Annotated in this window: 17 protein-coding genes; 11 read left to right on the top strand and 6 right to left on the bottom strand. The window is 67.2% G+C overall.

The genetic code is table 11. The annotated features are described in order from the left end of the window. Positions 1-440: 440 nt before the first annotated feature. The 7 genes from HH308_RS28725 (at position 441) to HH308_RS28695 (ending at position 7144) form a co-directional block, all read left to right on the top strand. Entirely contained in the window at positions 441-959 is a 519-nt protein-coding gene (locus HH308_RS28725; protein WP_170197713.1) for a flavin reductase family protein, read from the top strand. A 49-nt stretch (positions 960-1008) separates the two neighbouring features. Beyond that, positions 1009-2205 (top strand): acyl-CoA dehydrogenase family protein, encoded by a 1197-nt coding sequence (locus HH308_RS28720; protein WP_170197712.1) that lies wholly within the window; start codon positions 1009-1011, stop codon positions 2203-2205. Positions 2206-2234: 29 nt separating this feature from the next. Continuing rightward, the gene (locus tag HH308_RS28715) at positions 2235-3095 is read left to right on the top strand and encodes a fumarylacetoacetate hydrolase family protein (protein WP_170197711.1); all 861 of its coding nucleotides are present in this window, start codon (positions 2235-2237) and stop codon (positions 3093-3095) included. A 28-nt stretch (positions 3096-3123) separates the two neighbouring features. After that, positions 3124-4047, top strand: a complete 924-nt coding sequence (locus tag HH308_RS28710) for a VOC family protein (protein ID WP_170197710.1) — start codon at positions 3124-3126, stop codon at positions 4045-4047. A 120-nt stretch (positions 4048-4167) separates the two neighbouring features. Then, positions 4168-5124 (top strand): amidohydrolase family protein, encoded by a 957-nt coding sequence (locus HH308_RS28705; protein WP_170197709.1) that lies wholly within the window; start codon positions 4168-4170, stop codon positions 5122-5124. Further along, positions 5121-6554, top strand: coding sequence for an amidohydrolase family protein (locus HH308_RS28700; protein WP_170197708.1), 1434 nt, complete (start codon positions 5121-5123; stop codon positions 6552-6554). Before HH308_RS28705 ends, HH308_RS28700 begins: the two co-directional genes overlap by 4 nt. Further along, a complete protein-coding gene (locus HH308_RS28695; protein WP_170197707.1) occupies positions 6551-7144 on the top strand; it encodes a nuclear transport factor 2 family protein in 594 nt (197 codons plus the stop codon). Before HH308_RS28700 ends, HH308_RS28695 begins: the two co-directional genes overlap by 4 nt. A 25-nt stretch (positions 7145-7169) precedes the next feature. On the opposite strand, the gene htpX is transcribed toward HH308_RS28695, so the two are convergent. Both htpX and HH308_RS28685 read right to left on the bottom strand, forming a co-directional pair. Further along, complete coding sequence (gene htpX, locus HH308_RS28690; RefSeq protein WP_170197706.1) at positions 7170-8027, bottom strand: zinc metalloprotease HtpX; 858 nt, start codon at positions 8025-8027, stop codon at positions 7170-7172. A gap of 98 nt (positions 8028-8125) precedes the next feature. After that, the gene (locus HH308_RS28685; protein ID WP_170197705.1) at positions 8126-9148 is read right to left on the bottom strand and encodes a polyprenyl synthetase family protein; all 1023 of its coding nucleotides are present in this window, start codon (positions 9146-9148) and stop codon (positions 8126-8128) included. A 213-nt stretch (positions 9149-9361) separates the two neighbouring features. Between HH308_RS28685 and HH308_RS28680 the strand changes: the two genes are divergently transcribed. After that, positions 9362-10636 (top strand): geranylgeranyl reductase family protein, encoded by a 1275-nt coding sequence (locus HH308_RS28680; RefSeq protein ID WP_170197704.1) that lies wholly within the window; start codon positions 9362-9364, stop codon positions 10634-10636. 299 nt (positions 10637-10935) lie between these two features. Here HH308_RS28680 and HH308_RS28675 read toward each other — a convergent pair whose 3' ends face one another. From HH308_RS28675 to HH308_RS28665, 3 genes are all read right to left on the bottom strand, one after another. After that, positions 10936-11640: a demethylmenaquinone methyltransferase gene (locus tag HH308_RS28675; RefSeq protein ID WP_170197703.1), complete on the bottom strand. Its 705-nt coding sequence runs from the start codon at positions 11638-11640 to the stop codon at positions 10936-10938. 60 nt (positions 11641-11700) lie between these two features. Further along, positions 11701-12843: a glycosyltransferase family 4 protein gene (locus tag HH308_RS28670; RefSeq protein WP_170197702.1), complete on the bottom strand. Its 1143-nt coding sequence runs from the start codon at positions 12841-12843 to the stop codon at positions 11701-11703. Positions 12844-13333: 490 nt separating this feature from the next. Next, on the bottom strand, positions 13334-16894 hold the full coding sequence (locus HH308_RS28665; protein WP_211188967.1) for a proline dehydrogenase family protein: 3561 nt from the start codon (positions 16892-16894) through the stop codon (positions 13334-13336). A gap of 119 nt (positions 16895-17013) precedes the next feature. On the opposite strand from HH308_RS28665, the gene HH308_RS28660 reads away from it, so the two are divergent. Continuing rightward, positions 17014-17928 (top strand): LysR family transcriptional regulator, encoded by a 915-nt coding sequence (locus tag HH308_RS28660; RefSeq protein ID WP_170197700.1) that lies wholly within the window; start codon positions 17014-17016, stop codon positions 17926-17928. Between the two features lie 36 nt (positions 17929-17964). Here HH308_RS28660 and HH308_RS28655 read toward each other — a convergent pair whose 3' ends face one another. Next, positions 17965-18861: an alpha/beta fold hydrolase gene (locus tag HH308_RS28655; RefSeq protein ID WP_246284920.1), complete on the bottom strand. Its 897-nt coding sequence runs from the start codon at positions 18859-18861 to the stop codon at positions 17965-17967. A gap of 71 nt (positions 18862-18932) precedes the next feature. Here HH308_RS28655 and HH308_RS28650 point away from each other — a divergent pair, with 71 nt between their 5' ends. Both HH308_RS28650 and HH308_RS28645 read left to right on the top strand, forming a co-directional pair. Continuing rightward, a complete protein-coding gene (locus HH308_RS28650; RefSeq protein ID WP_170197699.1) occupies positions 18933-19574 on the top strand; it encodes a TetR/AcrR family transcriptional regulator in 642 nt (213 codons plus the stop codon). 93 nt (positions 19575-19667) lie between these two features. Continuing rightward, complete coding sequence (locus HH308_RS28645) at positions 19668-20099, top strand: hypothetical protein (RefSeq protein ID WP_170197698.1); 432 nt, start codon at positions 19668-19670, stop codon at positions 20097-20099. Positions 20100-20302: the final 203 nt, after the last annotated feature.

Genomic DNA, 20302 nt, shown 5'->3' with positions numbered 1-20302 from the left:
CCGAGCCAAACAACCCAACCCGAATCCCGTCCCGCTGGTTGAGCGAGGCGAAGCCGAGTCGAAACCACTGTGATGACACCAGGTTTCGCGGGACCTCCGGCACTGAGTACCAGCCTTAGCAACCTTCTCCGGCAGTACACCAGCACTGTATTCGACGGTTCAGCTCACCGAAAGTCGTTGTGTCACCAAGGTTTCGACACAGGACTGCGCTAGCTAGCGCTCTCGTCCGGCTCAACCAGCGGACGGGGCGCCGTCGGCGAATCCAGGATCACCCGACCGTCAGCGACGTCCAGGGCCCGAACCAGACAACACTCCGGCTACCGAAATCCCGACTCCAAATTAATCATGATGAATATGGCGAATCCTCTTGACACGTGACGCCCATCACCCCCACACTGTGATGCAAGCAATTAATCATGATTAATTAGGAGGTGTCGACGATGCTCGACCAACAGTTCCGCGACCTGATGGCCGGTGTTTGCGCACCCGTCGCGGTCATCACCACCGCCGACGACGACGGCCCGCACGGCGCGACCGTCAGCTCGCTCGCGTCCCTCTCACTACGACCAGCGCTGCTGTCGATCGCCCTCGACTACCGCTCCGCGCTACTGGAGCGCATCCTGGCGACCGGCAGGTTCGGCGTCAACGTCCTCAACTCGATGCAGTCCGACGTCGCCACCACCTTCGCGACACGTGACGCCGACCGGTTCGGCAGCGCACCGTGGTCGGCGTCGAACGCCCTCCCCCGACTCGACGACGTCGCCGGCTGGGCCGCTTGCGAACTCGCCCAGACGGTGGAGGCCGGCGATCATCTGTTGCTCATCGGCGCAGTCACCACCGCCGCGTCGACGCCGCGCGCACCACTTGTCTACGCACACCGCACCTTCGGCACGCACAGCAACTTCGCCACCCGCACCCGCCCCGCCATCATCGACTACATCAGCGCCTGCGCCAGCTGATTCCGACCTCAACCATCACACCACCACACCCGACACAAGGAGAACCGAAATGACCGCCACCACTGCCCCACAGACCCTCACCGACGCTGAGATCGTCGCGCGCGCAATCGAATTGCAACCACTCATCGCCCGCAATGCCGCGACCGGTGAGCAGGATCGGCGCGTGGTTCAAGAGAGCATCGACGCCATGCGCGACGCCGGGCTGTTCAAGATCTCAGTTCCCAAGCGCTACGGCGGATATGAGACCTCGATGCGCACCATGCTCGACGTCTCCGCTGCGGTCGCCGCCGCCGACGGCGGCACCTCATGGGTGGTGACGCTGGTCAACGTCTGCAATTGGCTCGTCGGAATCATGCCCGAGCAGGCCCAGGAGGAGGTCTTCGGCGCCGACCCCGACGCCATGGTCTCCGGCGTGCTCGCCCCCACCGCCACCACCCGCCGCGTCGACGGCGGCTGGCGTGTCACCGGCAAGTGGTACTACAACTCGGGATCGTGGCATGCCACCTGGGCCGTCATGGGTATCCCGATCACCGACGCGGACGGCAATGTCGTCGATCAGGGCGCCGCGCTGATTCCCCGCTCCGACATGGAGTTCGAGGAAACCTGGTTCGTCGCCGGCATGCGCTCCTCGGGCAGCAACTGCCTGTCCGCCGACGATGTCTTCGTCCCGGAACATCGTGTGGTCCGGGTTCCCGCCGCCATCAACGGCGACTACCCGACCGAACACACCGACGAGACTCTCTACCGCAGCGCCCTGATCCCGGTCCTCGCCCTGGTCCTCGTCGGACCACAGCTCGGAATGGGCCGCGCCGCACTGGATCTCGTCGTCTCCAAGGCCGCCAACAAGCCGATCTCCTACACGTTCTTCACTTCGCAGGCCGAGTCGACGGCCATTCAGCTACAGATCGCCGAGGCCGCACGCCTCATCGACACCGCCCACCTGCACGCCTACCGGGCCGCCGCGGACATCGACGACGCCGCTGCCCGCGGCGACTACCCCGACGTACTGACCCGCTCGCGCATCCGCTCCGACACCGGCTACGTCGCCGAGCTCATCACCCGCGCCATCGACATCCTGCTGTACGCGCACGGCGCCGGATCGTTCGCCGAAGTCAATCCCCTGCAACGGATTTGGCGGGACTCCGCGACCGCCGCGCGGCACGCGATCGTCTCGCCCGCCGTCGGCTACGAAGTGTATGGCAAAGCACTGCTGGGCGTCGACACACCGATCACCCCGATGGTCTGAAACCGCCAACCACGAAGGGACATACTGAGATGCGCATCGCCAACTACAACAACCGCGCCACCCTCGTCGTCGGCGAACCCGACGCCGAGCGCGGCATCGATATCGCCGGGGTCTCCCGATTCGGCCCGTCGCTCACCGACGTCTACGGCAACTGGCCCGACGTCGCCGCCTGGGCATCTACGCTCGATCTCACTGCCGCGCAAAGCTTTCCGATCGACCGCGCACAGCTCGGTGCGCCGTCACCGACGCCGCGGCAGGTCTTCGCCGTCGGCCTCAACTACGACGAGCACGCCGCCGAATCCGGCTTCGAATCGCCGACCCACCTGCCGCCGATCTTCACCAAGTACGTCTCCAGTTTCAGCGGCCCCGACACCACGGTCATCATCCCCGACGGCGGCAAGGTCGACTGGGAGGTCGAACTCGTCGCCGTGATCGGCAGGGAGGCAACCGATCTCGACGTCGCACAGGCCTGGGATCACATCGCCGGTCTCACCGTCGGGCAGGACCTGTCCGAGCGAGTCTCCCAACTACGCGGCCCCGCACCGCAATTCGGCCTCGGAAAGTCGTTCCCGGGCTTCTCTCCGCAGGGTCCGTGGCTGGTGACACCCGACGAAGTCGCCGACCGCGACGACCTCGAACTCGGCTGCTCCCTCGACGGTGAACAGATGCAGAAGGGCCGCACCCGCGACCTGATCTTCGGTGTCGCCGAACTGGTTTCGACGCTGTCGCACAACGTGACCCTGTACCCCGGCGATGTGATCTTCACCGGCACACCAGCCGGTATCGGTGCGGGCCGCACACCGCAACGGTTCGTCGCACCCGGCCAACGACTGGATTCCTGGATCACCGGAATCGGCGAGCTTCACCAGAGCTTCGCGTCCGCGCAGTAGCCGACCCCTCACCAGAAAGCTCACCTTCATGTCTCTACACCGCCTCGCCTCGGTCACCATGGGCGTACCCAATGTCGCCGAAACCTGCTCGTACTACACCGATTTCGGCCTCACTCCGCACTCCGACGGCTGGTTCTCCACCCGTGACGGCGGCCGCCAGTTGCGGATCGTCGACGCCCCCACGCGCCGCCTCGTCGCCCTCACGGTCGGCGCCGACGACCGCGACGACCTCGCCCGCATCGCAGGCAATCTCGATCGCCTCGGCATCGCTTACGAACGCACACCCGACGCGATCGCCGCGTACGAGCTGGCTACCGGCATTCGCGCCGTCGTCGAGGTCCAGCCTCGGATCGTGCAGCCGGTCACCCCGGCGACGCCGTACAACGGTCCGGGCCGGATCGAACGCGAAGGCGTTCGCGCTCCCGGCATCCTGCGCACCGACCGCATCGAACCGCGCAAACTCGGGCACGCCGTCATCGGGAGTACCGATCACGTTGTGACCCAACGATTCTTCACCGACGGCCTGGGTTTCAAGGTCAGCGACGAGGTCAAGGGTCACGCGGCGTTCATGCGCTGCTCGTCGGATCATCACAACGTTCTTGTCCAGCGGGCACCGGTCAGCTTTCTGCATCACACGTCCTGGCAACTCGACGACGTCGACGACATCGGCCGCGGCGCCGCGGCTATGCTCCAAGCCGACCCGTCCCGCCACGTCTGGGGACTCGGACGCCATCACGCCGGCTCGAACTTCTTTTGGTACCTGCGTGATCCGGCGGGCAACTTCAGCGAGTACTACTCCGACATGGACTCCATCGTCGACGATCAGCTCTGGACTCCGGAGGTCTTCGAGGGCCCGAAGAGTCTGTTCAGCTGGGGTCCGCCGCCCCCGCCGTCGTTCCTGGCGCCCGAGGATCTCGGTGCGTTGATGTCCGGCGTCCACAGCGTGGCATAGGAGGAGACCAGGTGACCACCGCACCCGACCGAACGTGCCGCAAGCACACGCGCATGGCGGATACTGTGATTGCCCCTGCGGCCCTTGCCCGTTTCACTCGAGTCCTGTTCGGAGGCAGCCATGTGCGGTGAAGGTCAACTCGTCGACGTGCACAGCCACGTCTCGCCCGACTTCTACGTCGACGCCGCTCGATCGGCGGGTCACCGAACACCCGACGCGATGCCGGGCTGGCCGCAGTGGACCGCGGCCGAGCACCTCGAGATGATGCGCCGCAACGGCATTGCGCGGTCTGTGGTCTCTATCTCGTCGCCCGGAGTACATTTCGGCGACGACACCGCTGCCGCCGAGTTGGCGGTCCAGGTCAACGACTACATGTCCGAGCTTCACGCCGAACACCCGACCGACTTCGACTTCTTCGCGGCACTACCCCTGCCCGACGTCGACGCATCCATCGCCGAAAGCAGCCGCACGGCAACGCTTCCCGGCCGCGTCGGCCTCGGTATCGAGACCAACGCGCATGGCATGTACCTCGGCGCCACCGCGCTCGATCCGCTCTGGACGGTACTCGACGCCGAACAGGCGGTGGTATTCGTTCATCCGACGTCACCGCCGGGCTTCGATCCGACCGTGCTGGGTGCCCCGGCCCCGTTTGTGGAGTTCCTGTTCGACACCGCACGCAGCGTCATCGATCTCGTACGAGCCGGTGTGCCACAACGCTTCCCCAGGATCAGATTCATCGTCGGGCATTGCGGCGGCGTCCTGCCCGCACTGATGAGTCGCGTCGAACTGTTCGCCGGCGCGGGCCTGCTGCCGTCGTCGGGCGAACTCGACTGGGACACACTGTGGTTCGATCTCGCGGGTGCACCATTGCCCGACCAGGTGCCCGCACTGGTCAGCCGATTCGGCACGTCGAGGCTCCTGTACGGCAGTGACTTCTGCTTCACTCCGGAACCTGCCGTCACCGGTCTGTTGAAGATGCTCGACGCCGGGTGGCCGATCGCCGAACAACCCTGGCGGCCCCTCGTCGCCGCGAATGCCGCGCGATTGTTCGAACACTCGCGACCGGTGGACCGATGATCGCCGACTACGTGCGTCCACCTGGCCGAACCACCACGGTGATCGCCGACGTCACCGTCGTCGACGTCGTCAACCGGGAGCACTTGCCGCATCGGGACATTCATCTCGACGGCGACCGAATCACCGCGATCGAGCAGACCTCCCGGGTACGCGGCGACACCGTCGTCGACGCCGCCGGCCGGTTCGCCGTACCCGGGTTCATCGACGCGCACGTGCACGTCCTCAACACGCCAGACGACGCCGCGGCGTCGTACGCACTGATGCTCGCCAACGGCATCGTCGGGTTCCGCCAGATGTCGGGCAGCCCGGCGCTGCTCGAGCAGCGGGCTCGCGGCGAGTTGCCCGCTGCGCTGGGCGCTCCGGATCTGCTCGCGACGTCGGGGGCGCTGCTGACCCCGCTCAACGCCAACTCGGCAGACGTCGCAACCAGGGAGGTACGTGCTCAACGCACTCAAGGAGCCGATTTCATCAAGGCGGGTATGGCTTCTCGCGACGGATTCTTCGCCGCACTCGCCGAGGCTCAGCGACTCGGTCTGCCCCTCGCCGGACACCTGCCCGCTGACGTCGACCCCCGCGAGGCGGCGCGACGCGGGATGGCGTGCATCGAGCATCTGGGTCCCGGCGCGACGGTGTACACGGCGGCGTCGAACGACGAGGACCGATTGCGCGCCGAGCCGCAACGAGTGATCCGAATGCCGAGCCGGCGCATCCCCGGTGTGGAACGTGTTGCGACGGCACTGATTTCACGGTTGGTCGTGAACCCGGCGACGTTGACGTCGAAGTCGGCTGCCGCGCAATTGCGCGACGCGGACGCGACCTACGACGACGGGAAGGCACACGAACTCGCCGAATTGTTCGTCAAGCATCGAACGTGGCAGTGCCCGACGCTGATTCGACTGCACACGCAGCAATTCCCGGGCGCGCCCGAACACAGCACCGATCCCAATCTGCGCTATATCGCCCCCGACGAGATCGTCAGGTGGCGAAAGTCGTTACGACGCTTCGACAAACTCCCGTCGCAGACGCGAGAGGTACTGCAGGCGCATTGGGCGGCCCAGTTGCGGATGACCAAGGTGTTCGCCGACGCCGGAGTGCCGATGATGGCCGGCACCGACGCCAACGGCGCGGGGTGGGTCGTCCCCGGCTTCGCGCTGCATCAGGAGTTCGATCTACTGGCGTCGGCCGGTGTGGAGGCGGCCAGGATCCTCGAGATGGCGACATCGGCGCCCGCAGAGTTTCTCGGCGTACCTGCCCGCGGCCGCATCGAAGCCGGGGGAACCGCAGATCTTGTTCTCCTACAACACAACCCACTCGACGATCACCACGCGTTGCATCAGATCACCGGCGTGCTCCGCGCCGGACACTATTGGGACAGATCCGAATTGGATGCCATCGTGGACCGAGTCGCCGCACAACCGAGGACCCGATGACCGATCACACCGACGACACCGTCGCACTGACGCAGCTGATTCTGCTGGAACGCCAGTCGCGTGATCGCAATCGATGGGACGTGATGGCCCGGTGCCTCGCACCCGACGCCGCGATCCGACTGAGCTGGTTTACGGGCAGCGGCGCCGACTTCGTCAGTGCCTCAAGGGAAATGGCCGACCGCGGGCAGCGGTCGACGCATCGGATGTCGCCACCGGTCGTCGACGTCCGCGGCGCACGAGCCGTCGTCGAAGCCGGTGCGGCCATCGAGCTTCGCGACGAGTTCGGCGGCGTCGAGGTGGACGTGACGTCCTACACCCGCCTGCTGTACCGCTGCGCGAAGCGGGCCGGTGAGTGGCTCATCGTCGGGCTCGATCCCGTCTACGAGCGCGACACCATGATTGCGGTGGTGCCGGGGCAGGTTCCCCCACTCGATCACACGCAACTCGCGAAACACCGTGCGTCATACCGCTTTCTGTCGTACCTGCTCACCACGCGGGGGTATCCGGTCGACGACGGGTTGTACGGAGACGACCAGCCGGACCGAGTTCGGTTGCTGTACAACGAGGTTCACGAGTGGCTGGCCGCGTGAACTGCCCTCTGATCTCAACACGAAATCAGCGCTGGTGTCCGTCGCGCGCCATCTCCTGCAGGCGCGCGATGCGATCCGCGGTCGGCGGGTGCGTCGAAAACAGTTTGGCCACACCGCCGCTGCGGAACGGGCTTTCGATCATCAAATGAGCCTGCGCCTCGATCTGCGGCTGCGGCGGTAGCGGGGCCTGATCGACGCCGCCGGAGATCTTCGCCAGCGCCGACGCAAGGCCCAGCGGGTCGCCGGTGAGTTCGGCGCCGGACTGGTCGGCCTGGTACTCCCGCGAGCGGGACACGGCCATCTTGATCAGCGTCGCGGCGAACGGTCCGACGAGGCTGATCACCAGGACGCCGAGCAACCCCGGGCCCTCACCGTCGCGGCTGCCGCCGAAGAACATCGCGAAATTCGCCAGGCCCGTGATGATCGACGCCATCGCACCGGCCACCGACGAGATGAGGATGTCGCGGTTGTAGACATGCGACAGCTCGTGGCCGAGCACCGCACGCAACTCCCGCTCGTCGAGCAGACGCAGGATTCCAGCGGTGCAGCAAACCGCTGCATTCTTCGGATTGCGTCCTGTCGCAAAGGCATTCGGCGATTCGGTCGGGCTGATGTACAGCGCGGGCATCGGCTGGCGGGCAGCAGTCGCGAGCTCACGCACGATGCGGTAGAGCACGGGTGCCTGCACCTCGGTGACCGGCTGCGCGTGCATCGCCCGCAGCGACATCTTGGCGCTGTTGAAGTAGACGTAGGCGTTCATGCCGATCGCGACGATCACCGAACCCCACAGGATCACCGGGCTGCGGAACGCCGCACCGATCGCGACGATCACCGCCGACATCAACCCCAACAGGAACGCAGTCTTCAACCCGTTGAAGTGCATGTCTCTACTCCCGTCAACGCAACTACGCGGTGTTCGTCGTCGAACATCATTCTGTCAAACGACGGCCGCGGGCCGCGGAGTTCCCGACGTGGCGAAGATTACCCGTGTCGCTCGGTGGTGTACGACACCAGCGATGAGAAGGCGTCGTGCGCCGGACCACCGGGCAACTCGGCCAGGACGGCGGTCGCCTCGTCGGCGAACGACTGCAGTTTGGCCCGAGCCCGGACCATGCCCTCGGAACCGTTGAGCAGGTCGAGCGCCTCGAGGACCTCGGCGTCGTCGGTGAGCGGTCGTGCCGCCCCCGACGTCGGGTCGACGAGGAGGTCGCGCAGTCGGGCCGACGTCGCGTCGTCGCCGGTGAGCGCGTAAAGCACGGGGAGGGTGTGCACGCCCTCGCGAAGGTCGGTGCCGGGGGTCTTGCCGGAGTCGTCGGTGGCCGAGGAGATGTCGATGATGTCGTCGGACACCTGGAACGCGGTGCCGATGACGTCGCCGAGTTTGGAGAGCCGAGCGACGTCGTCGGGCGTCGCGCCCGCGGCCCGCGCTCCGAATTTTCCAGCGGCGGCGATCAGAGAGCCGGTCTTCTCCCATACGACTTTGAGGTAGTGCTCGACGGGATCGACGCCGGGGCGAGCGCCCACGGTCTCGCGCATCTGGCCGGTGACCAGCTCGGCGAAGGTGTCGGCGATGATCAGCACCGATTCCGGGCCCAGCGTGGAGACCAGGCGTGATGCCCGAGCGAACAGGAAGTCGCCGGAAAGGATCGCGATGCTGTTGGTCCAGCGGGCGTTGGCGCTCTGCGCGCCGCGACGCATGGGGGCCTCGTCCATCACATCGTCGTGGTAGAGGGTCGCCAGATGAATCATTTCGACCACGGTGGCCGACGTGATCACTTCGGGGGCGTCGGGGCGCGGACCGAACTTCGACGCGAGGATCGCGAACATCGGCCGGAATCGTTTGCCGCCGGCCTTGGCCAGATGCGTCGCGGCTTCGGTGAGGACGCCGTCGTCGCTCGACGACAGCTCGCTCAGCAGCAGGTCTTCGACTTGGGCGAGTGAATCGGTCAACGAAGCCGAGAACTCGTCGGATTCAAGATTCAGCCCGGCGAATGTGGACTTCACGCGTTTGCCGCCTCACGTCGAATGGATGGTCACACTCTCGGCAATGAGCGTAGTCGTTGGGGTTGCGGCGGGTTGATGCGCGTCTGGTCTGACGCAGGCGGATGTGGCATGCCTCACATCGTCGGCACGGGCCTCGCGTCGCCGTCGAGCATCGGGCGTCGAGCGCGTCTACCGGGTAGACATCGCTGTCTGGCGGGCGGACATACTTGTCGGGTGACGTCCGACTCTCCCGCGCCCCTTCCCAGTACCGCCGACGTCGTGGTGGTCGGCGCCGGACCGGGTGGAGCCGCTGCAGCCCGGTACGCGGCGCTCGCGGGGCGCGACGTGCTGCTGATCGACATGGCCGAGTTTCCCCGCGACAAGACCTGCGGAGACGGCCTCACGCCCCGCGCGGTCGCTGAGCTGCGCACCCTCGGGATGGGCGACTACCTGACCGGGCGGCCACGCATCGACGGTCTGGAACTCAACGGCTGGGGCGCACGTCAGCAGGTCCGGTGGCCGTCGGGGACGTTCGGGCCGCACGGCAGTGCCGTCTCGCGGATCGAGTTCGACGACGCCGTGCGCCGCCACGCCGTCGACGCCGGTGCGTCGATGCTGTCGGGTGCCAAGGCCGTCGACGTCGAGCGCGACGGCGACCGCGTGAGCGGGGTCGTCGTCGACTCCGGCGGTTCGCGCCGAACGATTGCGCTGACCGACCTCATCGTCGCCGACGGTGTGCGGTCGCCGCTGGGGAAGGTGCTCGGACGGCAATGGCATCGGGACACCGCCTACGGGGTGGCGGCGCGGTCGTATGTGAAATCTGAACGGGCAGATGCCAATTGGATGGGATCGCACCTGGAGCTGCGGTCGTCCGACGGTGAGCTGCTGCCCGGCTACGGGTGGGTCTTTCCGTTGGGGTCGAGCGGGGCACTGGGCACCGGCGAGGGGCTGGTGAACGTCGGGGTGGGCGCGTTGGCGACGTCGAAACGGCCCGCGCACATGGCGTTACGGCCCGTCGTCGATCACTATGCCGACGTCGTGCGTGCGGAATGGTCGCTTTCCGGTGCGCCGCAACAGGTTACGTCGGCGCTGTTGCCGATGGGCGGTGCGGTGAGCGGCGTGGCGGGACGCAACTGGATGCTCATCGGCGACGCCGCGGCCTGCGTCAACCCGCTCAACGGCGAGGGCATCGACTACGCGCTGGAGACGGCGCGGCTGGCCGTCGAACTGCTCGGTGTCGGGGACTATTCGACGCGCTGGCCCGCGTTGTTGACCGAGCACTACGGTCTGGCGTTCTCCGCGGCGCGGCGCCTGGCCGGACTGTTGACGATGCCGAAGACCGTCCCGATCCTGGGTCGCCCGGGAATCCGGTCGAACGCGCTGATGTCGATGGTCGTGCGGGTGATGGGCAACCTGATCACGCCGGAGGACTCCGACCTGGTCGCGCGCGCATGGCGGGTGGCGGGGCGAGCGTCGGTGAAAGTGGACACCCGCCCGCCGTTTGTGTGACGGGCGGCGGCCGGCGTCGGCGCCCCCTGCCCGTTAGGCGGGTCGGTGCCCCCTGCCGGTTGAGCCGGGCCGAAGCGCTAGCGCAGGCCCGTGTCGAAACCCCGCAAGACGACGATGCCGGCGCACTCAAACACAGTGTGACAGTTGGCAACTCGCCTCACCGGGTTTCGACACGGGCGCGGCGCGCTGCGCGCGTCGAGCCCGGCTCAACCAGCGGAGGGGTGGGCCGTCGGCGAGCCCGGCTCAACCAGCGGAGGGGTGTGCTGCGTCGAGCCCGTCTCAACCAGTGAGACGGCCTCCTACGCCCGCGCGCTGTGCAGCGCCGCGATGCCTCCGGTCAGGTTGTGCCAGTTGACGCCCCGGAAGCCCGCGGCGGAGATCATGGCCGCCAGTTCTTGCTGGTCGGGCCACTCGCGGATCGACTCGGCCAGGTACACGTACGCGGCCGGGTTGCTCGACACTCGGCGTGCGACGGTCGGCAGCGCCTTCATCAGGTACTCCATGTACGTCACCCGGAACGGGGCGAAGGTCGGCGTCGAGAATTCGCAGATCACCAAGCGTCCGCCGGGCTTCAGTACGCGCTTGAGCTCCGACAACGCCTTGGCCACATCGTTCACATTGCGCAGCCCGAACGAAATGGTGGCTGCGTCGAACACGGCGTCGGCGAACGGCAGCGCCAACGCGTCGGCCGCGACCTTCGGCACGTCGCGGTGTGCGCCCGCCTTGAGCATGCCGAGGGAGAAGTCGGCGGCAATGCACGACGCCCCGGATCGTTCCAGCTCGACCGTCGACACCGCGGTACCCGCCGCCAAGTCCAGCACGACGTCCCCCGGCGACAGCGCCAGCGCCTCGCGGGTCAACTTGCGCCAGCGGCGGTCCTGTCCGAAAGACAGCACCGTGTTGGTGATGTCGTAGCGCTTGGCGACGCCGTCGAACATCGCGGCGACGTCGGAGGGCTGCTTGTCGAGCCCGGCGCGATCGGGGCGAGAGAGTCCAGGAGCCATGACAGCTAACCTACCCGGACCGCACCGCGCGTCGCGCATCGCCGTGATCCGCCACTGTCGTCACCCTGCCAGCGCGGTCACGTGCCCCCGACCGGTCACTTCGCGGTAATGCCCGAGCAGCTCGTCGCAGATCGCCGGCCACGTCCTGGTTCGGACCGACGCGAGTGCCGCCGCGCCGAACTCCGCACGGATGGCGTCGTTGCGCAGCGATTCGACGGCGCCGGGCAGCCGGTCGGCGAACTCGTTCGGCGGCAACAGGTACCCGGTCCGGCAGTGCGCCACCAGGTCGCGAGGCCCTCCGGCGTCGGGCCCGATCACGGGCAGCGCCGACGCCATCGCTTCCTGAATCGCCTGGCAGAACGTCTCATGCTCGCCCGCATGGACGAACACGTCGAGACTCGCGTACGCCCGTGCCAGTTCCTCGCCGCGCAGTTCGCCGGTGAACACCGCGTTCGGCAACAGGGTCGACAACCGCGACCGCTCCGGCCCGTCTCCGACGATCACCAACTGCACCCGCGGGTCATGCGCCAGCGACGCGAGTCGCTCGACATGCTTCTCCGGCGCCAACCGCCCGACGAACCCCACGACCAACTTCGAGTCGGAACCGCGCCACCGCCCGACGAGCCCGGCGTCGGACTTCGCGGGACTGAAACGCTCGACGTCGACGCCCCGGGCCCACCGATGCACACGCGGGATACCATGTGCGGCAAGAGCTTTGATGCTGTCCGACGATGGCGCGAGCGTGCGGTCGCACATGGTATGGATTCGTCGGGTGTACGCCCACGCGGCCCTGGTCGCGACGCCCGCACCATAGCTCGCCGCGAACCCGGCGATGTCGGTCTGAAAGACCGCGACCGTCGGCAGCTTCAGCCGACGCGCCGCATACGCCCCGGCCATCCCGACGACGAACGGCGATGCGAGGTGCACGACGTCGGGCTGAAAATCACGCAGAGCCCGGTAGAGGAGCGGCGTCGGGACGGGGCAGGGCAGGGATGCGACGCCGGGGAACATCACCGACGGAACCAGGTGAACCGGCGTGGTCCCGACGACGTGCGGTGCGGCAGGCTGTCCGCGCGGCGAATCCGGGGCGATGATCACCGCCTCATGACCAGTGCGTTCGAGGTGCTCGACGACCCGCAGGACCGAGTTGACCACGCCGTTGACCTGCGGCAGAAAACTTTCCGACACGATGGCTACACGCATGAGAGCAGTATGGGTGCGCCAGGTTTGCCCCGACTGCCCGTAGACCCAACGTCAGCCCGAACAGCGGGTGAACAGTAGGACGTGCGAATATCTGTAAGTAATCAACGGCTCACACGTCGACCACTGACAAACCGCGAGCTGAGCGAGGCGAAAGCCGTCCGCCGGTTGTGCTAGGCGAAGCCGAGTCGACACCCACGCACGCGAGACTGCGATCGCATGTCCCGTGCGCGTCGGATTCCCACCACGAGCCGGGCAGCGCTCGAGAAGCGCACTCACGGCCCAAACCTGTTGTGCGCATACGTATTGCGCTGTGGAGACGTGCTTACGTTCCGAGTTCGTCTCGCCACATCTCGATACACCAGACTCGTCGCAAGCTCCTCGTCTGGCACTCGATGAGCGCGGGGGTGGGCACCCGCCCAGCGGGGGGTGGGCACCCGCCCGACGGGGAGACCGGCGCGCTCCCCGCCTGGAAGGCGAACTTCTATCGCCCCTAGATCAACCCGTCCGACAGGTGGTTCGGGTTGCCGAAGCGGTGTGCCGTGATGGAGACGGCCTGCTCGTGCAGGTGGGGCAGCATCTCGACGCGGCCGGCGCCGACCACCTCGCCGCCGTAGACGGCGACGTCGGGCTTGCCGCCGGTTGCGGCGAACACCGCGGCGACCTCGTCGGCCCGCGACTCGCCTGCGACGATCCGTACTCGGGCACCGGCATCGGGGCCGTTCTTCGCAGCGAGCGCGGCCAGGTGCGCGGTCCAGGCCGCGTCGTCCTGGAACAGCACCTGCACACCGGCCGCCTGCAGACGCTCGACCAGCGGCTGCGGCAACGCGACCGGCGAGCTCACCGTCGGGCGACTGCCCGCAGCGAGACCCGCACCGATCACGCGGATCGCGCGCACCAGCGGGGCGTCGGCGGCGATTCGAATCGTCACCGGCACCGGCGAATAGCGCAGCAGGTTGCGCTCGACGCCGACCTGCGACGCGTCGCGGGCGATGCCGAATTCGGAGTCCCAGGCGTCGGCGTCGGAGCCGAACGCCGCGCAGAGCCAGGCGAGATCGGCGTCGGCGACGCCCGCCTCACGAGCAGCGGCGACCAGCGGCGCCGCGGCCGACCGCGGTGCCTTGCCGGCGCCGGTGACCGGGGCGTCCACCCAGTCGACCAATCCGTGCAGGTAGCTCGGGCCACCGGCCTTGGTGCCCGCACCGATGGCCGACTTCTTCCATCCGCCGAAGGACTGCCGCCGCACGATCGCCCCGGTGATCCCGCGGTTGACGTACAGGTTGCCCGCCTCGATCCGACGCAGCCACAGGGCCAGTTCGTCGCGGTCGAGCGAGTGCAGCCCGCTGGTCAGGCCGTAGTCGATCTCGTTGACCATGTCGATGGCCTCGTCAAGCGTCTCGGCGGTCATGATGCCGAGGATCGGACCGAAGTACTCGGTCTTGTGGTACTCGGATCCTCGCTTGACGTTGTCACGCACGCCGGGGCTCCAGAGGCGGTTGCCGCCCTCGGCGTCGAGTGCCAGCGGGCTGTCGACGACAATCGGTTCCGGTTTGATCAGCCACTGCTCGCCGGCGCCGAGGGTGGTCAGGCCGCGCAGCAGTTTGCCCGACGGTGCGGTGATGACGGTGCCCATCTGGGTTTCGAGGTGTTCCGGGGTGCCGACCTTGATCGACTTCACGGCGTCGAGCAACTGTCCGCGGAAGCGCTTCGACGTCGCGACCGATCCGACCAGGATGACCAGCGACGCCGCCGAGCACTTCTGCCCGGCGTGCCCGAACGCCGACGTCGCGACGTCCTTGGCGGCGAGGTCGAGGTCGGCGGACGGGGTCACGATGATCGCGTTCTTACCGCTGGTCTCGGCGAGGATCGGCAGGTCGGGGCGCAGTCCGCGGAAGGTCACCGCGGTTTCGTAGGCGCCGGTCAGGATGAGCCGGTCGACGCGTGGGTCGGCGACGAGCTTCGAGCCCAGCTCACGCGAGGCGATGTGCACGAACTGCAGTACGTCGCGCGGCACACCCGCGTCCCACAGTGCTTCGACCATCACCGCGGCCGAGCGCGCCGACGTCGCGGCCGGCTTGATGACCACGGCGGCACCGGCGGCCAGGCCGGACAGCACGCCGCCCGCGGGGATCGCGACCGGAAAGTTCCACGGCGGGATCACCGCGATGAGCTTTCGATGCGCCGGCCGTGCACCGTCGACCTGCTCCAACTGCTGGCCGAGCATGGCGTAGTAGTTGGCGAAGTCGATGGCCTCCGACACTTCCGGGTCGCCCTGGTCGAGGGTCTTGCCGCATTCGGAACCCATCACTTCGAGCAGGTCGGCACGTCGCGCTTCGAGCAGCTCGCCAGCCCGATAGAGGATGCGCGCCCGCTCGTCGGCGCCCAGCGCCTGCCAGCCCTCGGCTGCGGCCACTCCGGTCTCGACGACCTTCGCAATCGACTCGGCGTCGGTGAGCTCCGACGACGACACCAGGTCGACGCCGAGTTTCGACTCGACCATCCGCTCGGCGATCTCCCGGCCCCACGCGCGGTTTCCGGGCAGGTCGGGGTCGGTGTCGGGGGTGTTGTCGAATTCACCGCGGGCACCGGCGGCCACCTTGGCCTCGACGCGCGCCTGCGCACCGTCGACGTCGTAGCGGGCGCGGTTCTGCACCCGGTTGGGCGCGGGGACGCGGTAGTTGTCGACGTCGCCGTCGGCGGTGATCGCCGACAATGCGTCGAGCGACTTCAGGAAGCGGGTCTTCTCGCGGTCGAACAGGCTCTGGTTGTCGCTCAGTTCGAAGACCGCCGACATGAAGTTCTCCTGGCTCGCTCCCTCTTCGAGGCGGCGGATCAGGTAGCTGATGGCGACGTCGAATTCCTGCGGGTGCACCACCGGGGTGTAGAGCAGCAACGACCCGACCTCACGCTTGACCGCTTCGGCCTGTGCGGTCGCCATGCCCAGGAGCATCTCGATCTCGAGTCCGTCCTGCGCACCGCGTGCCTTGGCGAGCAGCCAGGCGAGTGCGGCGTCGAACAGGTTGTGACCGGCGACGCCGACCCGGAGGTTCTTGACGCGCTCGGGCTGCAGGGCATAGTCGAGGACAGCCTTGTAGCTGGTGTCGGAATCCTGCTTGGTGCCCCAGGTGGCGACCGGCCAGCCGTGGACCGCGGCGTCGACGTGCTCCATCGGGAGGTTGGCGCCTTTGACCACGCGCACCTTGATCGGCGCGCCGCCGGCGTCGACGCGGGCGGCGGCCCACTCCTGCAGCGACATCATCGCGCCGAGCGCGTCGGGCAGGTACGCCTGCAGGACGATGCCCGCCGACAGGTCGGTGAACTGGGGACGCTCGAGCAGACGCTTGAAGACGGCGATGGTGAGGTCGAGGTCCTTGTACTCCTCCATGTCGAGGTTGATGAACTTCTTGGGGCTCGCGGCCGCGGCGCGTTCGAAGAGCGGGACCAGCTGCTCGACGACGTCGGCGACGGCCTCGTCGAACGCCCAGTGGTTGTGCGGTGCGACGGTGGACGACACCTTGATCGAGACGTAGTCGACGTCGGGGCGGGCGAGCAGCTTGTGGGTGCCGGCGAGTCGACGCTGTGCCTCGTGTTCGCCGAGGATGGCCTCACCGAGCAAGTTGATGTTCAGCCGGATGTCGTCGCGGCGGATCTTCGCGATGGCCGGGCCGAGCTTGGCATCGGTGGCGTCGATGATGAGGTGACTCACCATCTCGCGCAACACTTTTCGCGCCGTCGGCACGACGATGCCGGGCAGCGGCTTACTCATCGCGCCACCGAGCGCGACGGCACCGCGCATCGGTGCGGGCAGGAACTTGGGAGTCAGTGGCGCCAGACCGCGCAGCTTCTTCGCTGCGGCGCGGATGTCTTCGGGGCGCACGACGCCGTCGACGAAGCCGACGGTGAAGTCGAGGCCGTTGGGGTCGCTGAGGACACCGGTGAGACGAGCGGCAGAGGCGTCGGTGGGGTATCCGTCGGCCTCGGTGAGCCACCGGTGGACCAGCGCGATGGCGTCGTCGGCCAGATCTTGCGGGCGGACCTGGATTGCGTTCGTCATCGTCATGCCTTTCGGTCGGTTCGTTGTTGACGTCAATGCTCGTCCGGCGCGCCATTGAAGTAAAGCGGAATTATCTGTGGATTAGAGTTAAGGGAAACCGAATGATCTGAGGTGTGGGCATGCTGGATGTCAAACGCTTACGACTACTGCGTGAGCTGGCCTCGCGAGGTACCGTCGTGGCCGTCGCCGAAGCCCTGAACTACAGTCCGTCGGCGGTGTCGCAGCAGCTCTCGACGCTGGAGAAGGAAGTCGGGGTGCCGCTGTTCCGGCGCAGCGGCCGCAACCTGGAGCTGACCGCGACGGCCCAGTTCCTCGCCGACGAGGCCGACGATCTGCTCAACCACATCGAACGCATCGAATCGCAGATGCGGTTGAGTCACGGAGTGGTCAGTGGAACCGTGCGGGTGGCCGCATTCCAGACCGCGATGCTGGCACTACTGCCCCAGGTACTGGGGCGGCTGCGCGCCGAACACCCCAGCCTGCGCATCGACGTCGTGCAGCACGAACCGGAAACCGCGCATTTCGAGACGTGGGCGCGCGGCTTCGACCTGGTGATCGCCGAGCAGTACCCGGGGCACGCGACGGTACAGTTCAGCGGCCTCGACCGCGAGCCGCTGACCCAGGATCGCATCCAGCTCGGCCTCCCCCGGCACACCGGCGACCCGATGTTCGACGACGTCGCCACTCTCGCCGATGCGGCGGCCTTGCCGTGGGTGATGGAGCCGCGCCGGGCCGCGTCCCGACATTGGGCCGAACAACGTTGCCGGACAGCGGGATTCGAGCCCGACGTACGGTTCGAGACGGCCGACATGCAAGCCCACGTGCGACTCATCGAATCGGGTAACGCGGTGGGCCTGCTACCCGGCCTGGTCCATGTCGGCAAGCGACCCGACCTTCGGCTGGTCGACCTCGCCGAAGATCCACGCCGAACGGTGTTCACCGCCGCGCGGGTGTCGAGCGGCAGCAACCCGGCGATCTCGCTGTTGCGAACGATGCTGGGCGTGGAGGCGGCAGCGCTGAACGCGGTGGAGTAGAGGGTGGTCTCGAAGGAGCGCCGGCGCGCATCACGACTACCCCGACACCACCAGACGCTCCCAGAACGTCGTCACCGCCTCGGCCAGCGGCGCGGGCTGTTCCAACGCGGGAATCACCCGCGCCCCGACGATCTCGGTCAGCGACGCATTCGCCATCTGATCGACGACGCCCCGGGCCTGCTCCGACGTCCACTCGCCTCGATCGTCGGTCGTGACGAACAGCGTCGGACACGTGACCCGACGGGCCGCCCAGAGCAGATCCGTTCGATTGAGGATGCAGGTCGCGATGGCGTCGACGGCGTCGACGCCCGATTCCGCCAGGCAGGCGTCGAGCAGTTCGACGACCTCGGCGTCGGATCGTCGAGTCTCATCGGTGAGCAGAGTCTGCATGATCGTCGAACGCACCGGCCCGCGCGCACCGAAGACGCGATAGATCGGCAGGAGCAGGTGCACCTGCGCACGCAGCGACATGGGTATCGGAAACGTCGGGGCACTGATCGCGATCAACGATCGCACCAGGTCAGGGCGGGTCGCCGCGAGTTCGATTCCGACGTGGCCACCCCACGCGTTGCCGATCCAATCCACCTCCGACAGCCCCAGCGCACCGACCACTTCGGCGGCCGCGCGCGTACACGCCGAGATGTCGACCGCACCGGAGAGTCGTTCACTGGCACCGCAGGACGGAGCGTCGATCAGGTAGAACCGGCGGTCGGGCAGCAAGGCGATCAGTCGACTCCAACTGCGTGAGTCGACGAACATGCTGTGCCACCCGACGGTGTCCGGTCGACTCGCAGTACCCGCAGGTCGGCCGCCCCCGAGCTGATCACCTCGCCTCCCATCTCCGACCACGTGAACCGCGAGCTCGCCCAGTTCGGTCGGAATCCGCATGGTCTCAACGGCGGACAGTGCGATCATCATCGTCTCCCAATTCATCTTACGTCGTGTCCAGCCAAATCTAGATTTGAAATTACACATAGTCAACCGAAATTCGGTACGCTGGCGACGTGGCCCGGGAATACCGTTCTGACCTGCGAGCACGCCAGGCGTCCCAGAACAGGCAGACCGTGATCACCACTGCGACCGCACTATTCGTCGACGGCGGCTGGGCCACCACGACGATGGCGTCGATCGCCGACGCCGCGGGCCTGACCCGACAGACCGTCTATCAGCAGTTCAACGGCAAACTCGAGTTGCTCGACGCGTGCATCGTGGCCGCACTCGAAGGCGATACCGCCCAGGAAATCCGCGACCAGACCGACTACCGCGCCATGGCAGACGGCACCTTCGAGCATCGGATCGCGGCGGCGGCCCGGTGGCTGCGCGCGGCCCACGAACGCGGAGCCCGGATCCAACACGTCCTCGACCAGGCCGCCGTGACCGATCCCGCCGCCGCGGATCGGCTCGCCCAGCGCGAAGCGGCGCGATGGCGTGAGGTGGAGTACGCGTCGACGATGCTCGTCGGCCGGCGCCCATCCGACGACGCCATCGACACCATGTGGATACTTGCGAGCCGACGATGGTGGCTGACCCTCGTTGGAGACCGCGGTTGGGACGGCGATCGCTGGGAACAGTGGTTCATCACACTGACCACTGCCACGCTCGATGGCCGCTCGTCGAGCAAACCAGATCTGTCGATCACAACTTGAGAGTTGCCGATCTTGAATATTGGGACGATGATGTACCCAGGAGTAGTTAGTTCTGCTACTTATCTGCCCATCGAGTTGACGAAGGTTCACATCATGCGCAAGCGCAGCACCCTTCTCACCCTCGCCACCGCCAGCGTCGCAGCCTCTGCTGCGCTCACCGTCGCGGCCCCGGCTTCCGCCGCGTCGCCCACCTCCACGATCTGCCGGACCTCCGGCAATACCGCGAATGTCGTTGCGCGCCAAGGGCTTGCGGGCCATTCGACGCTCGACGTCGCGCAGTCGTTCCCCCGCGCGCTGATCCCCCGCACCGGTGGCCGGTTCGACGTCCGCGTCGAATGGCACAACATCACGACCGGCAAGAAGGGTTACTCGCTGCGGTCGCTTCCGGTCGCCGGGACGGCGCCGACGGCGTCGTTCATCGACCTACCCGTCGGCGCGGGCACCACGACGTACCGGATCCAGGCGGCGGAGTGGAGCCTGGCGACCTTCTCCGGGATGTGCACCGGACGGTTCGCGGCGCGCTAGTGTGTCGCACTTAAGAGTTGTGTGACGTCGCGTTGACCGCGACCGACTCCGGCGAGGTGAGCGTCACTTCCTCTGCCGGTTGAGCGAGCGGAGCGAGTCGAAACCCCACCGATGCTGAACAAGCAGTCCCCGATCACAACGACTACTCATCCAGCCCGGCAGGCCGGAAAAACAGGAAAACTGCTGGTGAGCAAGGGCAAAAT

It is taken from the genome of Gordonia asplenii (assembly GCF_012933505.1).
GTDB lineage: Bacteria > Actinomycetota > Actinomycetes > Mycobacteriales > Mycobacteriaceae > Gordonia > Gordonia asplenii.
The sequence above is the reverse complement of the archived record's forward strand: the minus strand, read 5'-3'. Positions and strand labels throughout refer to the sequence as shown.

Bases quoted from the DNA above. Each gene is read 5' to 3' on its own strand.
- HH308_RS28715 (WP_170197711.1), top strand. From the start codon at position 2,235: ATGCGCATCGCCAACTACAACAACCGCGCCACCCTCGTCGTCGGCGAA.
- htpX (WP_170197706.1), bottom strand. From the start codon at position 8,027: ATGCACTTCAACGGGTTGAAGACTGCGTTCCTGTTGGGGTTGATGTCG.
- HH308_RS28655 (WP_246284920.1), bottom strand. From the start codon at position 18,861: ATGAATTGGGAGACGATGATGATCGCACTGTCCGCCGTTGAGACCATG.
- HH308_RS28700 (WP_170197708.1), top strand. From the start codon at position 5,121: ATGATCGCCGACTACGTGCGTCCACCTGGCCGAACCACCACGGTGATC.
- HH308_RS28665 (WP_211188967.1), bottom strand. From the start codon at position 16,894: ATGACGAACGCAATCCAGGTCCGCCCGCAAGATCTGGCCGACGACGCC.
- HH308_RS28710 (WP_170197710.1), top strand. From the start codon at position 3,124: ATGTCTCTACACCGCCTCGCCTCGGTCACCATGGGCGTACCCAATGTC.
- HH308_RS28645 (WP_170197698.1), top strand. From the start codon at position 19,668: ATGCGCAAGCGCAGCACCCTTCTCACCCTCGCCACCGCCAGCGTCGCA.
- HH308_RS28705 (WP_170197709.1), top strand. From the start codon at position 4,168: ATGTGCGGTGAAGGTCAACTCGTCGACGTGCACAGCCACGTCTCGCCC.
- HH308_RS28660 (WP_170197700.1), top strand. From the start codon at position 17,014: ATGCTGGATGTCAAACGCTTACGACTACTGCGTGAGCTGGCCTCGCGA.
- HH308_RS28695 (WP_170197707.1), top strand. From the start codon at position 6,551: ATGACCGATCACACCGACGACACCGTCGCACTGACGCAGCTGATTCTG.
- HH308_RS28670 (WP_170197702.1), bottom strand. From the start codon at position 12,843: ATGCGTGTAGCCATCGTGTCGGAAAGTTTTCTGCCGCAGGTCAACGGC.
- HH308_RS28720 (WP_170197712.1), top strand. From the start codon at position 1,009: ATGACCGCCACCACTGCCCCACAGACCCTCACCGACGCTGAGATCGTC.
- HH308_RS28675 (WP_170197703.1), bottom strand. From the start codon at position 11,640: ATGGCTCCTGGACTCTCTCGCCCCGATCGCGCCGGGCTCGACAAGCAG.
- HH308_RS28725 (WP_170197713.1), top strand. From the start codon at position 441: ATGCTCGACCAACAGTTCCGCGACCTGATGGCCGGTGTTTGCGCACCC.